This window comes from Paenibacillus sp. S-38 (genome assembly GCF_049942825.1).
Lineage (GTDB): Bacteria > Bacillota > Bacilli > Paenibacillales > NBRC-103111 > Paenibacillus_G.
Genome location: NZ_CP187970.1, coordinates 1,089,844 through 1,108,578, shown reverse-complemented (window position 1 = coordinate 1,108,578; position 18,735 = coordinate 1,089,844). Strand labels below are relative to the sequence as shown.

General features: G+C 53.7%; 12 protein-coding genes, 19 tRNA genes, 3 rRNA genes, 1 pseudogene and 1 riboswitch. Of the genes and pseudogenes, 2 read left to right on the top strand and 33 right to left on the bottom strand.

The window, feature by feature from the left end:
• The first annotated feature begins 524 nt into the window (after positions 1-524).
• Positions 525-1,343 carry a sulfite exporter TauE/SafE family protein gene (locus ACP26L_RS05250; protein ID WP_426451496.1) on the top strand — a complete coding sequence of 273 codons (819 nt, stop codon included), beginning with the start codon at positions 525-527 and terminating at the stop codon, positions 1,341-1,343.
• A 423-nt stretch (positions 1,344-1,766) separates the two neighbouring features.
• Here ACP26L_RS05250 and ACP26L_RS05245 read toward each other — a convergent pair.
• The 26 genes and pseudogenes from ACP26L_RS05245 to ACP26L_RS05120 form a co-directional block, all read right to left on the bottom strand.
• A pseudogene (locus ACP26L_RS05245) lies at positions 1,767-2,392 on the bottom strand (SGNH/GDSL hydrolase family protein).
• A gap of 145 nt (positions 2,393-2,537) precedes the next feature.
• Positions 2,538-2,617 (bottom strand) — tRNA-Leu (locus ACP26L_RS05240).
• Between the two features lie 3 nt (positions 2,618-2,620).
• Positions 2,621-2,697: transfer RNA gene (locus tag ACP26L_RS05235), tRNA-Arg, on the bottom strand.
• 18 nt (positions 2,698-2,715) lie between these two features.
• Positions 2,716-2,804, bottom strand: a tRNA-Leu gene (locus ACP26L_RS05230).
• A gap of 10 nt (positions 2,805-2,814) precedes the next feature.
• A tRNA-Cys gene (locus ACP26L_RS05225) sits at positions 2,815-2,888 on the bottom strand.
• Positions 2,889-2,900: 12 nt separating this feature from the next.
• Positions 2,901-2,975 (bottom strand) — tRNA-Gly (locus ACP26L_RS05220).
• A 9-nt stretch (positions 2,976-2,984) separates the two neighbouring features.
• A tRNA-Gln gene (locus tag ACP26L_RS05215) sits at positions 2,985-3,056 on the bottom strand.
• 24 nt (positions 3,057-3,080) lie between these two features.
• Positions 3,081-3,156 (bottom strand) — tRNA-His (locus ACP26L_RS05210).
• Positions 3,157-3,169: 13 nt separating this feature from the next.
• Positions 3,170-3,240: transfer RNA gene (locus ACP26L_RS05205), tRNA-Trp, on the bottom strand.
• 8 nt (positions 3,241-3,248) lie between these two features.
• A tRNA-Tyr gene (locus tag ACP26L_RS05200) sits at positions 3,249-3,334 on the bottom strand.
• A gap of 13 nt (positions 3,335-3,347) precedes the next feature.
• Positions 3,348-3,423, bottom strand: a tRNA-Thr gene (locus tag ACP26L_RS05195).
• Between the two features lie 4 nt (positions 3,424-3,427).
• Positions 3,428-3,503 (bottom strand) — tRNA-Phe (locus ACP26L_RS05190).
• A gap of 46 nt (positions 3,504-3,549) precedes the next feature.
• Positions 3,550-3,626, bottom strand: a tRNA-Asp gene (locus tag ACP26L_RS05185).
• Between the two features lie 13 nt (positions 3,627-3,639).
• Positions 3,640-3,716: transfer RNA gene (locus ACP26L_RS05180), tRNA-Met, on the bottom strand.
• Between the two features lie 15 nt (positions 3,717-3,731).
• Positions 3,732-3,807, bottom strand: a tRNA-Val gene (locus ACP26L_RS05175).
• Positions 3,808-3,819: 12 nt separating this feature from the next.
• Positions 3,820-3,891, bottom strand: a tRNA-Glu gene (locus tag ACP26L_RS05170).
• 39 nt (positions 3,892-3,930) lie between these two features.
• A tRNA-Ser gene (locus tag ACP26L_RS05165) sits at positions 3,931-4,019 on the bottom strand.
• 6 nt (positions 4,020-4,025) lie between these two features.
• Positions 4,026-4,101, bottom strand: a tRNA-Asn gene (locus ACP26L_RS05160).
• Positions 4,102-4,268: 167 nt separating this feature from the next.
• Positions 4,269-7,189, bottom strand: a 23S ribosomal RNA gene (locus tag ACP26L_RS05155).
• 195 nt (positions 7,190-7,384) lie between these two features.
• Positions 7,385-7,460 (bottom strand) — tRNA-Ala (locus ACP26L_RS05150).
• A 19-nt stretch (positions 7,461-7,479) separates the two neighbouring features.
• A tRNA-Ile gene (locus ACP26L_RS05145) sits at positions 7,480-7,556 on the bottom strand.
• Between the two features lie 38 nt (positions 7,557-7,594).
• Positions 7,595-7,711, bottom strand: a 5S ribosomal RNA gene (gene rrf / locus ACP26L_RS05140).
• A gap of 130 nt (positions 7,712-7,841) precedes the next feature.
• Positions 7,842-9,378 (bottom strand): 16S ribosomal RNA (locus tag ACP26L_RS05135).
• Together the 16S, 23S and 5S rRNA genes with 19 tRNA genes alongside form the textbook arrangement of a ribosomal RNA operon.
• 380 nt (positions 9,379-9,758) lie before the next feature.
• Complete coding sequence (locus ACP26L_RS05130) at positions 9,759-10,532, bottom strand: thiazole synthase (RefSeq protein ID WP_426451495.1); 774 nt, start codon at positions 10,530-10,532, stop codon at positions 9,759-9,761.
• Between the two features lie 29 nt (positions 10,533-10,561).
• Positions 10,562-10,762 carry a sulfur carrier protein ThiS gene (gene thiS, locus ACP26L_RS05125; RefSeq protein WP_426451494.1) on the bottom strand — a complete coding sequence of 67 codons (201 nt, stop codon included), beginning with the start codon at positions 10,760-10,762 and terminating at the stop codon, positions 10,562-10,564.
• 99 nt (positions 10,763-10,861) lie between these two features.
• Positions 10,862-11,001, bottom strand: a riboswitch (TPP riboswitch).
• A 20-nt stretch (positions 11,002-11,021) separates the two neighbouring features.
• The gene (locus ACP26L_RS05120) at positions 11,022-11,906 is read right to left on the bottom strand and encodes a nucleotidyltransferase-like protein (RefSeq protein ID WP_426451493.1); all 885 of its coding nucleotides are present in this window, start codon (positions 11,904-11,906) and stop codon (positions 11,022-11,024) included.
• Positions 11,907-12,040: 134 nt separating this feature from the next.
• Between ACP26L_RS05120 and ACP26L_RS05115 the strand changes: the two genes are divergently transcribed.
• Positions 12,041-12,391 (top strand): DUF2614 family zinc ribbon-containing protein, encoded by a 351-nt coding sequence (locus ACP26L_RS05115; protein ID WP_426454825.1) that lies wholly within the window; start codon positions 12,041-12,043, stop codon positions 12,389-12,391.
• 78 nt (positions 12,392-12,469) lie between these two features.
• On the opposite strand, the gene ACP26L_RS05110 is transcribed toward ACP26L_RS05115, so the two are convergent.
• The 7 genes from ACP26L_RS05110 to ACP26L_RS05080 form a co-directional block, all read right to left on the bottom strand.
• Positions 12,470-14,194, bottom strand: coding sequence for a glycosyl hydrolase family 18 protein (locus tag ACP26L_RS05110; protein ID WP_426451492.1), 1,725 nt, complete (start codon positions 14,192-14,194; stop codon positions 12,470-12,472).
• A 122-nt stretch (positions 14,195-14,316) separates the two neighbouring features.
• Positions 14,317-14,757 (bottom strand): Fur family transcriptional regulator, encoded by a 441-nt coding sequence (locus ACP26L_RS05105; RefSeq protein WP_426451491.1) that lies wholly within the window; start codon positions 14,755-14,757, stop codon positions 14,317-14,319.
• Positions 14,758-14,821: 64 nt separating this feature from the next.
• On the bottom strand, positions 14,822-16,057 hold the full coding sequence (locus tag ACP26L_RS05100) for a DUF4097 family beta strand repeat-containing protein (RefSeq protein WP_426451490.1): 1,236 nt from the start codon (positions 16,055-16,057) through the stop codon (positions 14,822-14,824).
• Positions 16,058-16,069: 12 nt separating this feature from the next.
• The gene (locus ACP26L_RS05095; protein WP_426451489.1) at positions 16,070-16,705 is read right to left on the bottom strand and encodes a hypothetical protein; all 636 of its coding nucleotides are present in this window, start codon (positions 16,703-16,705) and stop codon (positions 16,070-16,072) included.
• Between the two features lie 14 nt (positions 16,706-16,719).
• A complete protein-coding gene (locus ACP26L_RS05090) occupies positions 16,720-17,193 on the bottom strand; it encodes an anti-sigma factor family protein (protein ID WP_426451488.1) in 474 nt (157 codons plus the stop codon).
• Positions 17,144-17,737 (bottom strand): RNA polymerase sigma factor, encoded by a 594-nt coding sequence (locus ACP26L_RS05085; protein ID WP_426451487.1) that lies wholly within the window; start codon positions 17,735-17,737, stop codon positions 17,144-17,146. Before ACP26L_RS05085 ends, ACP26L_RS05090 begins: the two co-directional genes overlap by 50 nt.
• Before the next feature lie 120 nt (positions 17,738-17,857).
• The gene (locus ACP26L_RS05080) at positions 17,858-18,550 is read right to left on the bottom strand and encodes an MgtC/SapB family protein (protein WP_426451486.1); all 693 of its coding nucleotides are present in this window, start codon (positions 18,548-18,550) and stop codon (positions 17,858-17,860) included.
• Between the last annotated feature and the right edge of the window lie 185 nt (positions 18,551-18,735).

Genomic DNA, 18,735 nt, shown 5'->3' with positions numbered 1-18,735 from the left:
TTTACTGCCGACTGGCCTACGTATATACTTGCCTGCAATATAGCACCTCAGCCTTTTCTGCCGTACTGACGACCATCTCTGCCATTGGGCTGCCTATGGAGCCCTTTTGCCAATGACAGGACATTCCTATGCCCTTACTACCGACTAGCCTGCGTATATCCCCCCTGCGATACAGCACCTCAGACTTTTCTACCTGCTGACAGCCATCTCTGCCTTTGAACTGCCTATGGAGCCCTTTTTGCCTAGTGACAGGACATTCCTCTGCCCTTACTACCGACTAGCCTGCGTATATCCCCCCCTGCGATACAGCACCTCTGACTTTTCTACCTGCTGACAGCCATCTCTGCCTTTGAGCTGCCTATGGAGCCCTTTTGCCAGCGACAGTGACACTCCTCCGACTACCTTCCGACGCCCCCATGCCGTTGCCTTCCTATTGGCATGCCGTGGTTTGCCGCCGCTGATTTCCTACAGTACAATAGCCTGTATATGTTTGACTCTACACAAAGGGAAAGCAGGCGACTCGCGTGAACATTCTATTCTTTACCGCTGTCGGTCTTCTCTCAGCCACATTCGGCAGTTTGGTTGGGCTTGGTGGCGGGATTATTATCGTACCGGCCCTGGTGTACCTGGGACCTTTTTTCGTCGGTGAATCCATTTCCGTTGCTACAGCCGTGGGGACGTCCCTGGCAGTACTCATTTTCACCGCGCTCTCTTCAACCTTAACCTTCATGAAGCAAAAGCGTGTCGATTTTAAAAGCGGCTGGCTCTATTTTCTAACCTGCGGCCCGGGAGCCATGCTGGGCTCCTATGTTACACAGTTCGTTGATGCGTCATCGTTCCAGCTCAGCTTCGGGATCTTCATGCTCTTCATGGCTATACTACTGATTCTTAGAGATGCTATGAAGCCCATCAACATTCAATGGTCTATTGAACGGACCTACACAGATGGACAAGGCCAAACCTTTCAGTACGGCTACAGCGTCCTGCCTGCTCTCTGCATTGGTCTCGCCGTGGGCTTCATCTCGGGGCTTTTCGGGATCGGCGGCGGGTCACTGTTCGTGCCGGCCATGGTGCTGCTTTTCCGTTATCCGCCCCATGTGGCCACAGCGACCTCCATGTTTGTGATCCTGCTTTCCTCGGTTCTCGGAAGCCTGACTCACCTGGGACTCGGCGAGGTGAATCTGTGGATGGTTGCCGGCCTGGCTCCTACCGCCATCATAGGCGGCTGGCTAGGTGCACTGATCGCAAGCCGCCTCAGCTCTCGGAAGCTGATGTGGGTGCTTCGGATAACATTTATCCTAGTCGCCATCAAAATGATCTGGGAGGGATTCACCTCCTCCTAGCCGGATCGCTTTTTAGCACGCGGCTGCGATGACATCTACTTCTGCACAATCCCTCTGTATTCAACAAGCTAAGGCAAATGACAGTTCACTGAGATCCGATTCCTTATTGGACCGCCGCGCATCCTCTCCTCAGGTGGCCGTTCCCCCGCCAACCATCTGGAGGGCCCATACATCTCGCCCGTTTTCGAGCACGCCCACGACCTGCAGCTTAAGCACACAAGATAACGGCTTCGCCGTCCTTTACGGACGAGGCGCGTTTATAAGAAATATAAGATGAGGGGATCGAGCCGCGGCGAGATATAATTTTTTATATTTGAACAAAAAGAGAACTCCATTTTCGCAAAAGAGTTCTCTTGCCTGTTTTCTCTTCCCCAGAAGGGTTCGTGAAACAGGGATACCGAATTTAGATAACTGCCGCTCCTCTTACGCTTGCACAGCCTTCAACCACGCATCCGCAATAAGCGCATGTCCCGCAGGAGAGGGGTGAACTCCATCCGGTGCCCAGTAGGCCGGTGAAGTCTGTGCACTCGCAGCGGCAAACAGGCCATCCAACGGGACGTATAGTGTCTGAAACTCGCTCGCCAACTGCCGTACAGCTTGGATCTTCGAATCCAGGTCCTCTCTCCAATTCCGGCGGTCTTCGGGGACCGGAAGAACAAAGGGCTCGATCAAAATTATTTTGGCGTTCAGCTGTTCTTTGGTCTGTACGATCAGTTGGCGATAACGCTCAGCAAACAATTCCGTAGACGTCAGGTCATCGCGATCATAACGTCGCCACGTATCATTGATTCCTATGTAGATGGATACCCAGTAGGTTTGAGTTCCATGCAATCCTCCTGCCACCGCCCAAGCAGGTCAACGACACGATTGCCACCAATCCCTCTATTCAGGAAACGAACTTCCTTTTGTGGGTACAGGTGCCCGAAGCGTGCGGCAGCCATCAAGGCATAACCTACACCGAGGTCATGACCATTGTATCGGTTCCTTCCGCAGTCGGTAATACTATCCCCTTGAAAAAGCACGACCGCTCCATCTTCGATCTTCGTCATGTCAATTCTTCCTCCCTTTTTCTACGATTCTAATCCAGTCCAGCGAGCGCCTGATCCTAAATTTGCTAAACCGAGGGTCCCTTTGTATATCCGCAGAATAAACAAAAAAGCTTAGAAGACTTGATGTCTTCTAAGCTTTCGGTGATGCCGGTAGAGGGACTCGAACCCACACGGTTTCCCTCACGATTTTGAGTCGCGCGCGTCTGCCAATTCCGCCATACCGGCTAGTGGCGTGCCCTAAGAGATTCGAACTCCTGACCTTTTGATTCGTAGTCAAACGCTCTATCCAGCTGAGCTAAGGGCACAAACTATAAACGATGGAGTGGTGCCGAAGACCAGACTTGAACTGGTACGGTGGTCACCCACCGCAGGATTTTAAGTCCTGTGCGTCTGCCGATTCCGCCACTCCGGCGAATAAAAAATGGAGGCGCCACCCAGACTCGAACTGGGGGTAAAGCTTTTGCAGAGCTCTGCCTTACCACTTGGCTATGGCGCCTCGGTACTTAAATGGAGCGGAAGACGGGAATCGAACCCGCGACCCTCGCCTTGGCAAGGCGATGCTCTACCGCTGAGCCACTTCCGCATAATAAAACTGGGGATCTAGGATTCGAACCTAGGCATGACGGAGTCAAAGTCCGTTGCCTTACCGCTTGGCTAATCCCCAATGCTTGAATTCTTTCAAAAGATATGGGGCGGTCGAAGGGAATTGAACCCTCGAATGCCGGATCCACAAACCGGTGCGTTAACCACTTCGCCACGACCGCCATGGCAGGAAAACAGGGGCAGCAGGAATCGAACCCACACCAAAGGTTTTGGAGACCTTTGTTCTACCTTTAAACTATGCCCCTATAAAAACTGGTGGAGGCTGATGGATTCGAACCACCGAACTCGTACGAGAACAGATTTACAGTCTGCTGCGTTTGGCCACTTCGCTAAGCCTCCGTATGAAATTACATGGTGCCGCCGAGAGGACTTGAACCCCCAACCTACTGATTACAAGTCAGTTGCTCTACCAATTGAGCTACAGCGGCATAATGGTGGCTCGGGACGGAATCGAACCGCCGACACGAGGATTTTCAGTCCTCTGCTCTACCGACTGAGCTACCGAGCCTTCTAAAACATAACAGCATTATATCTTACTTCACGAGAAAAGTAAATGGCGGAGCCGACGGGATTCGAACCCGCGGTCTCCTGCGTGACAGGCAGGCATGTTAGGCCTCTACACCACGGCTCCACACTAGGAAAATTGGTTGCGGGGGCAGGATTTGAACCTGCGGCCTTCGGGTTATGAGCCCGACGAGCTACCGGGCTGCTCCACCCCGCGTCAGTAAAATCATTATGGTGGAGGCTGACGGGATCGAACCGCCGACCCTCTGCTTGTAAGGCAGATGCTCTCCCAGCTGAGCTAAGCCTCCATGGGATAAAGATGACCCGTAGGGGATTCGAACCCCTGTTACCTCCGTGAAAGGGAGGTGTCTTAACCCCTTGACCAACGGGCCGAACCAATGGTAATTGCAATAAACCTAAAGGTAATGCTACGGAGAGAGAGGGATTCGAACCCTCGAGACGCTTGTGACGCCTACACGATTTCCAATCGTGCTCCTTCGGCCAGCTCGGACACCTCTCCAAGAAATGGCTCCCCGAACAGGACTCGAACCTGTGACAACTCGATTAACAGTCGAGTGCTCTACCAACTGAGCTATCAGGGAATAACTGATCAAGGCTTGCACCTTGAAAACTGGATACGAAACGGTCGTTCGGGTATATCATTTTGCGTTCCGTTGTGCTTTCGCACAAAGGTCACTATGATATATCCTCACTCGCTAGCTAAAAACCTAACATCTACATTACTGCTGCCGCTTCCTTGCGGAAGCTTGTGGATAAGCCCTCGACCGATTAGTATTCGTCAGCTCCACACGTTGCCGCGCTTCCACCCCGAACCTATCAACCTCGTCGTCTACAAGGGGTCTTACATACTGGGAAATCTCATCTTGAGGGGGGCTTCACGCTTAGATGCTTTCAGCGCTTATCCCGTCCGTACTTGGCTATCCAGCCGTGCTCCTGGCGGAACAACTGGTACACCAGCGGTACGTCCATCCCGGTCCTCTCGTACTAAGGACAGCTCCTCTCAAATTTCCTGCGCCCGCGACAGATAGGGACCGAACTGTCTCACGACGTTCTGAACCCAGCTCGCGTACCGCTTTAATGGGCGAACAGCCCAACCCTTGGGACCTACTTCAGCCCCAGGATGCGATGAGCCGACATCGAGGTGCCAAACCTCCCCGTCGATGTGGACTCTTGGGGGAGATAAGCCTGTTATCCCCAGGGTAGCTTTTATCCGTTGAGCGATGGCCCTTCCATTCGGTACCACCGGATCACTAAGCCCGACTTTCGTCCCTGCTCGACCTGTTTGTCTCGCAGTCAAGCTCCCTTATGCCTTTGCACTCTTCGAATGATTTCCAACCATTCTGAGGGAACCTTGGGGCGCCTCCGTTACGCTTTAGGAGGCGACCGCCCCAGTCAAACTGCCCACCTGACACTGTCCCCGCACCGGATCACGGTACCAGGTTAGAACTCCGATACGATCAGGGTGGTATCCCAACGGCGCCTCCACCCAAGCTGGCGCTCAGGCTTCTCAGGCTCCCACCTATCCTGTACAGATCGTACCAAAGTCCAATATCAAGCTGCAGTAAAGCTCCATGGGGTCTTTCCGTCTTGTCGCGGGTAACCTGCATCTTCACAGGTATTAAAATTTCACCGGATCTCTCGTCGAGACAGCGCCCAAGTCGTTACGCCATTCGTGCGGGTCAGAATTTACCTGACAAGGAATTTCGCTACCTTAGGACCGTTATAGTTACGGCCGCCGTTTACTGGGGCTTCGGTTCACAGCTTCGGGTTACCCCTAACCGCTCCCCTTAACCTTCCAGCACCGGGCAGGCGTCAGCCCGTATACTTCGCCTTGCGGCTTCGCACAGACCTGTGTTTTTGCTAAACAGTCGCTTGGGCCTTTTCACTGCGGCCCCCTCGGGCTATTCACCCTACCGAGGCACCCCTTCTCCCGAAGTTACGGGGTCATTTTGCCGAGTTCCTTAACGAGAGTTCTTCCGCGCGCCTTAGCATGCTCTGCTCGCCTACCTGTGTCGGTTTGCGGTACGGGCACCTTCTCCCTGGCTAGAGGCTTTTCTTGGCAGCCTGAACTCATGACCTTCGGTACTTAAGTTTCCCTCCCCATCACAGCTCAGCCTTACGATGCGCGGATTTGCCTGCACATCAGCCTCACTGCTTGGACGAGCATCCATCAGCTCGCGTCACTATCCTTCTGCGTCACCCCATCGCTCATAACGGTTCACGGTGGTACAGGAATTTCAACCTGTTGTCCTTCGACTACGCCTTTCGGCCTCGCCTTAGGTCCCGACTTACCCTGAGCGGACGAGCCTTCCTCAGGAACCCTTAGGCTTTCGGCGGATCAGATTCTCACTGATCTTTTCGTTACTCATACCGGCATTCTCACTTGTATGCAGTCCAGCTGTCCTCACGATCAACCTTCAACCCGCATACAACGCTCCCCTACCCCAGGATATCATAGATATCTAGTCATAGCTTCGGTGGTGTGTTTAGCCCCGTTACATTTTCGGCGCAGAGTCACTCGACCAGTGAGCTATTACGCACTCTTTCAATGGTGGCTGCTTCTAAGCCAACATCCTGGTTGTCTGTGCAACTCCACATCCTTTCCCACTTAACACACACTTGGGGACCTTAGCTGATGATCTGGGCTGTTTCCCTCTTGACAATGGATCTTAGCACTCACTGTCTGACTCCCGGGCATCACGTTTGCGGCATTCAGAGTTTGACTGGACTTGGTAACCCTTGGCGGGCCCCGCACCCAATCAGTGCTTTACCTCCGCAACGCTAACCCGAGGCTAGCCCTAAAGCTATTTCGGGGAGAACCAGCTATCTCCGAGTTCGATTGGAATTTCTCCGCTACCCCCACCTCATCCCCGAATTTTTCAACATTCGTGGGTTCGGGCCTCCAGTGCGTGTTACCGCACCTTCACCCTGGACAGGGGTAGATCACACGGTTTCGGGTCTACGTCCACGTACTCATTCGCCCTATTCAGACTCGCTTTCGCTGCGGCTGCGGCTTCTCACCTTAACCTCGCACGGGAACGTAACTCGCCGGTTCATTCTACAAAAGGCACGCCATCACTCATTAACGAGCTCTGACTTCTTGTAAGCACACGGTTTCAGGTTCTTTTTCACTCCGCTCCCGCGGTTCTTTTCACCTTTCCCTCACGGTACTGCTTCACTATCGGTCACCAGGGAGTATTTAGCCTTGGCAGATGGTCCTGCCGGTTTCCCACGAGGTTTCACGTGTCTCGCGGTACTCAGGATCCGTCTAGGGTGTTCGCAGAATTTCGGTTACGGGGCTTTTACCCACTCTGGCCGGCCTTTCCAGACCTGTTCGCCTACTCTGCTTAACCCACATTGACGTCCTACAACCCCAAGGAGCAAGCTCCTTGGTTTGGGCTTCTCCGCTTTCGCTCGCCGCTACTGACGGAATCACTATTGTTTTCTTTTCCTGAGGGTACTTAGATGTTTCAGTTCCCCTCGTCTGCCTCCGATGCAGCTATGTATTCACTGCATGGTACATGCGAATTACCACATGTGGGTTTCCCCATTCGGACATCCCCGGATCAAAGCCTGCTTACGGCTCCCCGAGGCATTATCGTTGTTCGCCACGTCCTTCTTCGGCTCCTGGTGCCTAGGCATCCTCCGTGTGCTCTTAATAGCTTAACCAAATGCTCGTAGTTTCGTTTTGCGCTCCGTTATGCTTCGCATAAAGGTCGCTTCCAAAAACGAAATACATCGCTAGCAGCTATAAAGATAAAACATTAGATTACTTCAGCTAGTTTGTTTCGTATATCCAGTTTTCAAGGAACAATATTGCAATTCATCACGGCATCGACCGTGGTGGATTGTAGAGCATTAAAATGGTGGAGCCAAGCGGGATCGAACCGCTGACCTCCTGCTTGCAAGGCAGGCGCTCTCCCAGCTGAGCTATGGCCCCATGGCAATATATAATTATATGGTGGGCCCTAGTGGACTCGAACCACCGACCTCACCCTTATCAGGGGTGCGCTCTAACCAGCTGAGCTAAGGGCCCATAGAAAAAAAGATATTCAAACCCAAATGAATGGGTTCGCTTGGCGACGTTCTACTCTCCCAGGACCCTGCGGTCCAAGTACCATCGACGCTGGAAGGCTTAACGTTCGTGTTCGGGATGGGTACGCGTGGTTCCCTTCCGCCATCATCACCAAACGAAAGAATATCTTGTTGAAAGGTATTGCACCTTTCAAAACTGAACACGAGTGAGTGTCCCGCATACGCGGTTGATGCAGCTTGCGCTGCCGATTTGATCCGGCCATCTTCATGGCCATGATCTCCATAGAAAGGAGGTGATCCAGCCGCACCTTCCGATACGGCTACCTTGTTACGACTTCACCCCAATCATCTACCCCACCTTCGACGGCTGGCCCCCTTGCGGGTTACCCCACCGGCTTCGGGTGTTGTAAACTCTCGTGGTGTGACGGGCGGTGTGTACAAGACCCGGGAACGTATTCACCGCGGCATGCTGATCCGCGATTACTAGCAATTCCGACTTCATGCAGGCGAGTTGCAGCCTGCAATCCGAACTGAGACCGGCTTCTAAGGATTCGCTCCATCTCGCGACTTCGCTTCCCGTTGTACCGGCCATTGTAGTACGTGTGTAGCCCAGGTCATAAGGGGCATGATGATTTGACGTCATCCCCACCTTCCTCCGGTTTGTCACCGGCAGTCACTCTAGAGTGCCCAACTTAATGCTGGCAACTAAAGTCAAGGGTTGCGCTCGTTGCGGGACTTAACCCAACATCTCACGACACGAGCTGACGACAACCATGCACCACCTGTCTCCTCTGTCCCGAAGGAGGACCCTATCTCTAGGGCTTTCAGAGGGATGTCAAGACCTGGTAAGGTTCTTCGCGTTGCTTCGAATTAAACCACATACTCCACTGCTTGTGCGGGTCCCCGTCAATTCCTTTGAGTTTCACTCTTGCGAGCGTACTCCCCAGGCGGAGTGCTTATTGTGTTTACTTCGGCACCAAGGGTATCGAAACCCCTAACACCTAGCACTCATCGTTTACGGCGTGGACTACCAGGGTATCTAATCCTGTTTGCTCCCCACGCTTTCGCGCCTCAGCGTCAGTTACAGTCCAGAAAGCCGCCTTCGCCACTGGTGTTCCTCCACATCTCTACGCATTTCACCGCTACACGTGGAATTCCGCTTTCCTCTCCTGCACTCAAGTCTTCCAGTTTCCGGTGCGAACCGGGGTTGAGCCCCGGGCTTAAACACCAGACTTAAAAAACCGCCTGCGCGCGCTTTACGCCCAATAATTCCGGACAACGCTTGCCCCCTACGTATTACCGCGGCTGCTGGCACGTAGTTAGCCGGGGCTTTCTTCTCAGGTACCGTCATTCGCAGAGCAGTTACTCTCCACGACATTCTTCCCTGGCAACAGAGCTTTACGATCCGAAAACCTTCATCACTCACGCGGCGTTGCTCCGTCAGGCTTGCGCCCATTGCGGAAGATTCCCTACTGCTGCCTCCCGTAGGAGTCTGGGCCGTGTCTCAGTCCCAGTGTGGCCGATCACCCTCTCAGGTCGGCTACGCATCGTCGCCTTGGTGGGCCATTACCCCGCCAACTAGCTAATGCGCCGCAGGCCCATCCGTAAGCCACAGGTTGCCCCGTGTTTCATGATTCCGGCATGCACCGAAACCAGCTATCCGGTCTTAGCTACCGTTTCCGGTAGTTATCCCGATCTTACAGGCAGGTTGCCTACGTGTTACTCACCCGTCCGCCGCTAAGCACCGAAGTGCTCCGCTCGACTTGCATGTATTAGGCACGCCGCCAGCGTTCGTCCTGAGCCAGGATCAAACTCTCCATTAAAGAAAAGCTGATGACTCATTTTGAAGCTTGGCAGAAACTCATCGCTGAGTCTCTATATTTAACACTCACTCGTTGTTCAGTTTTCAAAGGGCAAACCTACAACAAATCCTCATTTACAAACATTTGAAGTTTTGTCGTTTGCTGTCACCTCGTTTAGCGGCGACTTTTATAATGTATCACAGTTGCCTATTCAAATGCAAGCTTTTTTTAGAAATTATTTTTGGCTTGCGGCTTACCTTCACTCACTCGGACAAGCCGTTTGAAGCGGCGAGAGTTAATTTATCATATCCCGTTTTTAGATGTCAAGCTTTTGTAAACAAAAAAAGATAAGCCGCGATGGACTCCCATACACGGCCGATATTCGTTATCATTCCCTTGTTCTACTCAATCATTCCAATCTCAGGGCTGCTGGCCGAAGCATAGCGCTTCTTCGGAATCCGCCCTGCGAGAAACCCTTTGCGTCCCGCTTCTACTGCAAGCTTAAAGGCTTCCGCCATCAATACCGGATCCTCCGCCCCTGCTACAGCAGTGTTGAGCAGAACCCCATCCGCTCCGAGCTCCATGGCAAGAGCAGCATCCGCCGGTCCTCCAATACCTGCATCTACAATAACGGGTACCTTGGCTTCCTCAATGATAAAGCGCAGATAGTTAGGGTTGATGATGCCTTGGCCGGAACCGATCGGGGAAGCACCGGGCATGACAGCGGCCGCTCCCGCCTCCTGAAGTTTGCGTGCCAGAATAGGGTCATCGGAAGTATACGGAAGAACAATAAAACCTTCCTCTACCAGGATCTTGGTCGCCTCCAAGGTTCCGACAGGGTCGGGAAGCAGCGTACGCGGATCACCGATCACTTCCACCTTAATCATGTCGCATAATCCGGTCGCCTTGGCAAGCCGCGCGATCCGGACAGCCTCTTCGACCGAATAAGCCCCCGCCGTATTCGGCAGCAGAGTGAAGTTTTTAAGCTCCAGTGTTTCCAAAAAGTTCGGTGCATCCGGGTTATCGATGGGCAGACGACGAATCGCAAAGGTTAGGACTTCCGCCCCAGATGCCTGCACCGCCCTGCTCTGCACCCCCAGATCATTAAATTTACCTGTGCCCAGCAGCAATCTCGATCTAAATTCATAAGGTCCAATCTTCAATGTTTCATTCATGTTCATTTCCCCCTGTACTGGTCAGTCTGTCAGCCCCCGCCGACAAAGTGGACAATCTCAATTCGGTCGCCGTCGTTCAGCTTGGCTTCCTCGTATCGGCTGCGGTCTACAATCTCGCGGTTCAATTCAACCACCAGAATCTTGTTCTGCAGCTTAAATGCGGACAGCAGCTCCGCAACCGTCGCCGCGCCCTCTACTTCTCTCGATTCCCCGTTTACAATCAGATTCACTGCTTCACCCCCCTTTGGCCGTAGCCGGACAACAAAAAAAGGCCAGCCCGGAGCAGGGCTGACCGAATGTCAACATGGCGTTATGCGGCCATACAGATTGCTAGCATTCGACCACTTCCCTACGCTGGCATAATCCAGTGACGCCCCTACTCTGCGGGCTGCCGTATCAGGTTCCAAGGGTCAAAGAATCCGCTTCTTTTTCTCAGCCCCGCATGATAGAGGCTCCCCTAGTGGCTATTTGGTTGTTGCTGCCATTATATCACACGTTTGCGCTTTTAACATCCTTATATCTCAGCTCAAGCAGTGTCAGTTCTTCATCCATCGTATAAGCCACTTCCTTGGCGAGCGACTTCTTCACGAGTTTGTTCATGAGCAGCGGAAGCTCGGTGCGGATTTCCGCCAATTTGGGCTGCTGCTGCAGCTCCTGCAGACTCCAGGCCTCCTCGCGGCTGGCCAGTACTTCAAGCAGAAGCTTGCAGCACCGTTCCATCTTCGACATGATGGAGAATTCGCAGGCGAGCAGAACCAGCTGGACCCGCTGCTTCAGCGTTTCCTTGCTGAGCGTCAGTTCTTCGTACAGCTTGTACACACCCGGATTGATGTTCTTTACCTGGCGCCATACCGTAACTTCGGGATGACTGCCGGATTCGATAATGACAATATGGGCCCAGTGATGCAGGGCTTCCAGAATATTATTATAGGCATCGAGTAGATGGTCTTCGAGAATGTATTCCTTACTCTGAAGATAGCTTCTTAAGAACTTGGAGAATTCGATCAGCAGCTTATGCTCCCTGAGATCGACGGGGAATTCAAGGACTTTGTGCCGCAAACTCTCCAGGTACATCTCCCGGTCCAATAGAATCTCCCCTTTTAGAATCCAATAGATAATGTTCCGGTGTTCTCCATGAAGAATCAAATCGGTAAGCGTATCCGGACTGACCCAACGTTCTTGTATACGCCGGTCGTCTCTTATATAATGAATCTGTTGGTGGCTGCGCTCATTGTCGCGGCAGACGATCAACAGCAAGATATCGAATCCGTCGGTTACGGCCGAAAACGAAGAAGGGTTGTCCACCGCTGAAACGCTGATTACCGTCTGGTCCTGCCGGAACCGCTGCACCCAATCTTTTTTAATGGATTCCATGAACGAGAAAGCCTCCTGACAATAGGACACATAGTTCGATATTGTTTAGTTCTACATTGACACGCGGTTTCCTGCCATCGTTCGATGACAAACCTCACAAACTTCTATATCTCGCATGAAAGTAGTGAATGGGCATGAGATTAAAATCCAGTAAAGTGAACGAATTCCGCCTCTGGGGACTGCTGCTGACCATGGGCGGCATGGCCCTGATGATCGTTGGGCTCGCCGGCATCGTATTCGATTGGGGCATTGCAGGCCGGTGGATCGCCGCGGTCAGTATGGTGGTCGGCGCCATTGCCATGCTGGTATCCATGGGGATTTATTTTGCGGCAGGCATGATGTCCACAAGTGCGACGGTGGTGGAATGCCCCGAATGCGGCAGACCAACCAAGATTCTCGGCAAAACGGACCGCTGCATGTACTGCAAAACGATTCTGTCGCTCGATCCGAAGCACGATCCCGCAGGAACCGGCAGTACGCTGTAAATAGGCAAAAAGAGGGCTGTCCCCTAAGTAGAGTTCCTACTTAGGGGACAGCCCTCTGCTTTTTAGCGACGGATCCGCTTAAGGTTTCAGCGTACTGCGGATCCACTCCCAGGTTCCGGGATTCTCATATCCCCTGCGCCATGAGGCGACGCCGGCCAATTTGTACTTCTGGGCTAAGGCCACGCGGGCTTTCACGGAGGTTTCGTCTTCGATCCAGATCCGGTTGCGCTTGCCGTCTTCCTTGTATTCAATATAGTTCTGTCCCGTCTCCTTGGAGAAAGTCTGCGTCAGCTTCTTCTCCTTCGTGATCCGCTGCGGCATATCCATGTATACGGATTTCGCATCGACTTCCGTCTTGCCGTTCTTGACGGTCTCCGTCCAGACCCGTGTGTAAAAAGGGATGCCCAGGATCAGCTTGGAAGGTGGAACTTCATCCTCCTCCAGCAGCCCGAGAAGCGACTTCTCCACCCAGGGAAGCGAGGCTACGGACCCAGCCACCGGACTGCTGTCCCAATGCTCATCATAGGCCATCAGCATCATGTAATCGATGGTTTGGGCCAGCGCCTTGCGGTCATAGAATTTGGACCAATTGGCGCTTTCCGACCGCGGGGTCACATCCATCGAAACGACAAGTCCCTGTTCATGCAGCAGCGGCGTCAGCTCGCGGACGAACTGGACTAAGTTCTGCTTGTCCGACAGATTGACATTCTCAAAGTCAATATTGATTCCCTGCAGTTTATACAGTGCGGCGTAGGACAGAAGCTGCTTGATCATTTTCATCCGTTTGTCATAGGTGGACAATGCCTCGGTGGTCCGTTTGGGATCGAAGCCGTTACTGAAGAGTCCCCAAATATGATACCCTCGCTCATGGGCCCAATTGGCATAAGCCGCATCGCCCAGGTTCTTCAAGTTCCCCTCTCCGTCCTGAATGTGAAACCATGTAGGCGAGATCACATCCAGACCGGGCATAGGACCGATGGCCGCTGTATCCGGGTTCTTCGTCAGCACATGCTCCCAGGTCACATGAATAGGACCCTGCAGCGGCTTTTGAGGCTCAAATTTGGGTGCCGGCTTGGGCTCCGGGAGCGTTTCCTTCCCGTCCTCGACCAACGTATCTTTCGGCACATAGCCTATGTACCCATTGACCAGCTGAATCCGGTACCAGTCGCCTTCCTCCCCCCAGACGATTACCCGCTCACCTTGAGGAAGGTCCCTGTATATGGCCGCTTTGACCGTCGGCGCACTCCGCATCTTGATCGTACGATCGGGCTTATCGGGCCACGAAACGGTCTTATGCCATTGCAGTTCTTCGCCGGGTTTAAGCAGGATGACGGCACCGGTTTCTTCCGATTCCCTAAGGTCAATCCCGTACAGCTCTTTCAACGGATCCATCGGTAGATAGAGGGTCCCTTCCTCCGACTTCACCATCGGAAAACGGAGCTGAAAAGGCTTCTCATTGATCCTGGCTGTCAGCTCGCTGGTGCGCAGACGAACTACTTTATCCTCGGTTGTAATAATGGCAGAATCGCTGGAGGATTCATAGATCAGTGCGTCATCAATCGTTTCTTTAACCGTATCCAGCGCCAGCTTCAAGCTGTCCTGGCTCCCCATCGCCCCCAGCTCAAGCTGTGTTCCCTGATGAAACACGGGCTTCTCCACGCCGTGAAAATCCGGCTTCTCGTGGAGGAAGCTGGGCACATACCGCATCCATACGTACGTTCCGAGAAGTGCGCCGCACAGCAGCGCGAGCAGCGCGAGTCTCCACGGAGTTCTGCTGCGTCTCTTTCTTACTACACCGTCCATGCCCACTCTCAGGGGTCACCCTTTCTACTCTGCGTTCTTCTTTGTATAGACGATTCTGCAAAAGAAAAAGACGCATCCGCCCCGCTCTACAGCGGCTAACCGGATACGTCCTCACCTTATGATTACACTTTCGCACTACCCGATTGCGCACAGTCCGCACAAACGCCGTACAACTCGACCCGGTGACTCTTCACCTGAAATCCCGTCATCGCTCCAGCAACCTCTTCGAGCTCATGCAGCGGCTCATAAGCAAAGTCAACTAATTTGCCGCATTGTTCGCACAGGCAGTGGTAGTGGTCTGAGAGATCCGCATCAAAACGGCTGGACTGATCTCCATACGTCATCTCGCGGACAAGCTTCGCTTCTATAAAAACTTTAAGATTATTATAAACCGTAGCCACACTCATGCTGGGAAACCGGGGAGACAAAGCCTTATAGATCTCATCCGCCGTCGGATGCCCCATGGTACTGAGCAGGTAGGACAAAATGGCGTGTCTCTGTGGAGTCATACGGACGCCCATGGTCTTCAGGGTATTCAGCGCTTCTTCCAATCGATGGTTCATGGTGTTCACCGCCATATTTCAAGAAGGTATATCTTTTAATTCTACCCGGACTTCCATCAAGTTGTCAATGAGCCTCTTCCAGAGTCACCGATCCGTTCGTCTCAAGCCGAACCGTGTGCCTGCCGGTTCCTACGACACCCTGAACGGTATCGTCCTGTACGGTAAACGGAAGCTGACTTTCAACACGGCTGTGCTTGCCCGCGCTCTCCACCCGGTAATCCCCTTCCGCGGGAAGACCAAGCTTAATCTTACCATTGCTGGTACGGATATCCCAATCACCGCCCACCTCTTCCGAGGAAGCCTCGATCGTACCATTCGTCGTATGAGCTTTGAAGCCCAAGCTTACCTCTTCCGCTTCAATCGTTCCATTCGTTGTGACAGCCTCGAGACTGCCGGTAACGGAGCTTGCGCTCAGTTTTCCGTTCGTCGTGCGAAGAAGGGCATCGCCGTTATGCTCCTTCACTTCAATCCGCCCATTGGTGCTCTGCAGCGTAAGGGTTCCCTGCGTATTGCCGGCCTCGACCCTGCCATTCGAAGTCCGTAGCTCCAGGTCCCCCTTCACCCCTGTGAGCGTAATCGAACCGTTGGTCGTCTCCCCCCGCATCCACTGCTTGAGCGGCAGGTCTGCCGCTTCAATACTGCCATTCTCAAGGGCCAGCTCCACATTCAGAGGGTGATCGGAAGGTAAGGTTAAGGTCAGGTCGACCCGCGGTTTATTCTCCAGCCACACCAGACCTTTCTCCTCCATCCTGGCTATCTTCAGCACAAGCGACTTGCCGGCCGTCTGAACAATCAATTGGGACGAATCCGCGATCTGCCTGGCTTCCGTCACATCGTCCCCTTTAACATGAACCGAAAGGAGTGCCTCCACTTGAGCGCTCCCACCCTGCTGCAGCTTGACACTTCCCAGCCGGTTTTCGACCGTCAGGGTTTCGACGCTGGTCTCCAGAGGAATGCGCATGAGCTCTTTATCCACACGTTTCGCATCCGAATCCTCAACGAACGACTCCGCCAGACGGAAACCATCCCAATTTCGAAACAGCTCAGAAGGCTGGGTCCCGGCTACAACGACGGCGGAGAGAATGACCGCGAAGATCAAGCCTCCCACATCCAATCGAATGGGCTGCTCGGCTCCCCTGCGGTTGTACAGGATATATTCGACCCCCAGCGTAATGAACAGCACAGGCCACCAATCAGCAAGCCTTGGGATCCACGAGGTTCCCATGGTTTTGTCGGCAATGACAGCCGTCCCTACGCCAATGAGCAGCAGCGCTGCTGTAAAACGGCCGGCCTTATGCATAAGGTTCTCCCCTTACTTTTTCAAGGTTTCTTTAATGAGCATATACAGGCCTGCCCCGATCAAGATCAGCGCCCCCGCGGAGGTGCCGAGCAGCTCCATCACGCGGTTCAGCCACTCCGGCTTGCCTGCGGTCAAAAACAGGAGCGCCCCAGCGCCAATCAGCAGATACCCGAAGCTGCGGCCCCCCGCCTGGGAACGCCCGAGTCCGGGTGCAGCCAAGGGATCCTGCTCTTCCGCGCGGCCGAAGGATAGCGGTGCACCATACCCATTGATCCGGTCGGTCTGCTGCAGGGCATCGAAGATATTGTAAAAATAAATGACGGGCACAAGCAGCGAGAACAGCACGACCAGCGGAATGTTCATCTCCTCGTTGACGGCAAAGAAAACAATGGCGAAAATGTTCATGATGAAGAGCAGCATCATGCCCATCCCCCGCTGCATGAGCCCGAGGTACAGCTGCCCCGTTCCCGGTACAAGGAACGAAAGCAGGCCAGCAATCCACTTGTTCTTCAACCGCCGGGGCGGATAAAAGGGGTCGAAAGGTTCGTGCGCCGCACCTTTTCCGTTCCACCTCTCCATCCGTTCTCTCAAAAATTGTTCCTCTTGGTCTTCCTCCCGCCGATGCGGGTGATCAGGATGTTCAATCATAGGGGAGCGCCTCCTTAGGACAGCAAATGGTGCGAAAACGTTTGGACGGTCTGCAGCCAGACCAAGGCGCCCTGCCGGACGCCGGCCTCCAGCCGGTCGGAATCCAGCGCCGCCAGCCGGCCGACGAGCCCCGAGGACACGAACATGAGCGTTGCGACCATGGCAATGGCCCCGTGGAAAAGCTCTCTCCTCCAGTAGGGCTTCGCCTGCCCGGCGGCATGTGCGTCATGACGTCTGCCTGGCGGACCTTCGGCTTCGGGATGAGGCACCTTGCGGAGAGCGGACATCACGCGGGTCGTCAGGTCAGCCGGGGCCTCAAGCACCGGCAGTTCGGCAAGCTCAAGCTCCACGGCGAGCAGGGCGGAGAGCTTTCTTCGGCATGGAGGGCAGCTTGACAGATGGCGCCGGATGCGCCGGTTCTCCAGGTCGGTCATATGTTTATTCAGGTAGTGTTGCAGTTCTTTTTCGTTCGGATGCATGATGTTCATGACCTCGCACCTCCAGCCATTTTTCCTTGAGCAGCGACTTGCCGCGGTACAGCCGGGTCTCCACCGTCTTGAGGCCCAGCCCCGTGGCGTCCGAGATTTCTTGATAGGACAACTGCTTGTAGTGATACAGATACAGAATCAGCTTATACTTGTCGGGCAGTGCAGCGAGCAGGCTCTGAACCGTCTGCCGGTCCTCCGACTGAAGCAGCCGGGCTTCCGGTTCATCCCCACGGTCGCCGAACCAGCCCTTTACTTTATCGAGAATCGCTTCTACGGGCCGTCGCTTCCTGGATCTGCGGTAATCCGTCACGAGATTGACGGTCAGCCGGTAGAGCCAGGTCTTCAGCTGGGCATCGCCGCGGAACCGGTCCAGATTCCGGAAGAGCTTGATGAACACTTCCTGTGTCAAATCCTCGGCGGTTTCCCGATGTTCGACCATACGATAGATCAGCGTATAGATATAGTCCTTATGACGCTCCATGAGTATCCGATACGCATCCTCATCGTGCTGACGGACCAGGTCGACCAGCTGTTCATCCGTCATGTCTTCCATCGATTCACCGCCCTGCCTTTTCGTTATACAATCTGTTAGACGCCGCAAAACAAAAGCCCCCTTCACCCAGCGCAAAAAATTTTGCGTTCCTCTGGCAAGGGGACTCCTCCATTAATCGCAGGACACCGATCGTACACCGGACAAATGCTTCAAATCTTCGACCGTATCGGCAATCTTCGCCTCTTTGCTGAGCCGTACGGTGAAGTGAATCAGGAGCTGTTCCTCTTCCTCTGTCGATACTTCCTCCACAGAAAGCTTTTGTATCGTGTTGCCGTCCCTGCCGAGCAGCCCGGAGATCTGCCCGATGAGACTGGGCCGGTCCAAGGCCACGAGCTTAAAATGGCGCAGCTTCTTGGCACGAAAATATTTTTTCTCCACCAAATTCAGCACAAACAGGCTGATCAGAGAGAGAACGCAGGCCAAGCCGGCGGCATAGTAAAACCCCGCGCCGTTCGCAAGACCGATCGCAGCCACAACCCACAAAGAGGCGGCTGTCGTCAGTCCCGTAATCGTCTTGCCCGTATAGAGAATGGTTCCCGCACCGAGGAAGCCGATCCCGCTGATCACCTGCGCGGCCAGGCGGGCCGGATCGAGGCGGACATTATCCAGTCTGGCGAACTCGGAGAAGCCGTACATGGAGAGAAGCATGACCAGCGTAGAGCCGAGGCAGACGAGAATATGCGTACGCAGACCCGCCGCATGACTGCTCTGTTCCCTTTCGAAACCGATAATACCGCCAAGCAGCACCGCCAAGATGAGCCGCAGGGTGATATGAAAATAATCGATAGACCAGGGATCGTGCATAAGCAGTCGCCTCCTTCTGGATGTTGAAATTTCATTGTACCATACCGGCGCCCTTACCTGCGGAATCCCGCCCCAAAAAATCATTGACAGACCGACAGGCTTAGTAGACTATGGAAATAAAAAAATGAAACGTTTAAATATTCTATTTCTTTCGAAATGCATGTACGTTTCAGGAAAGCGGGATT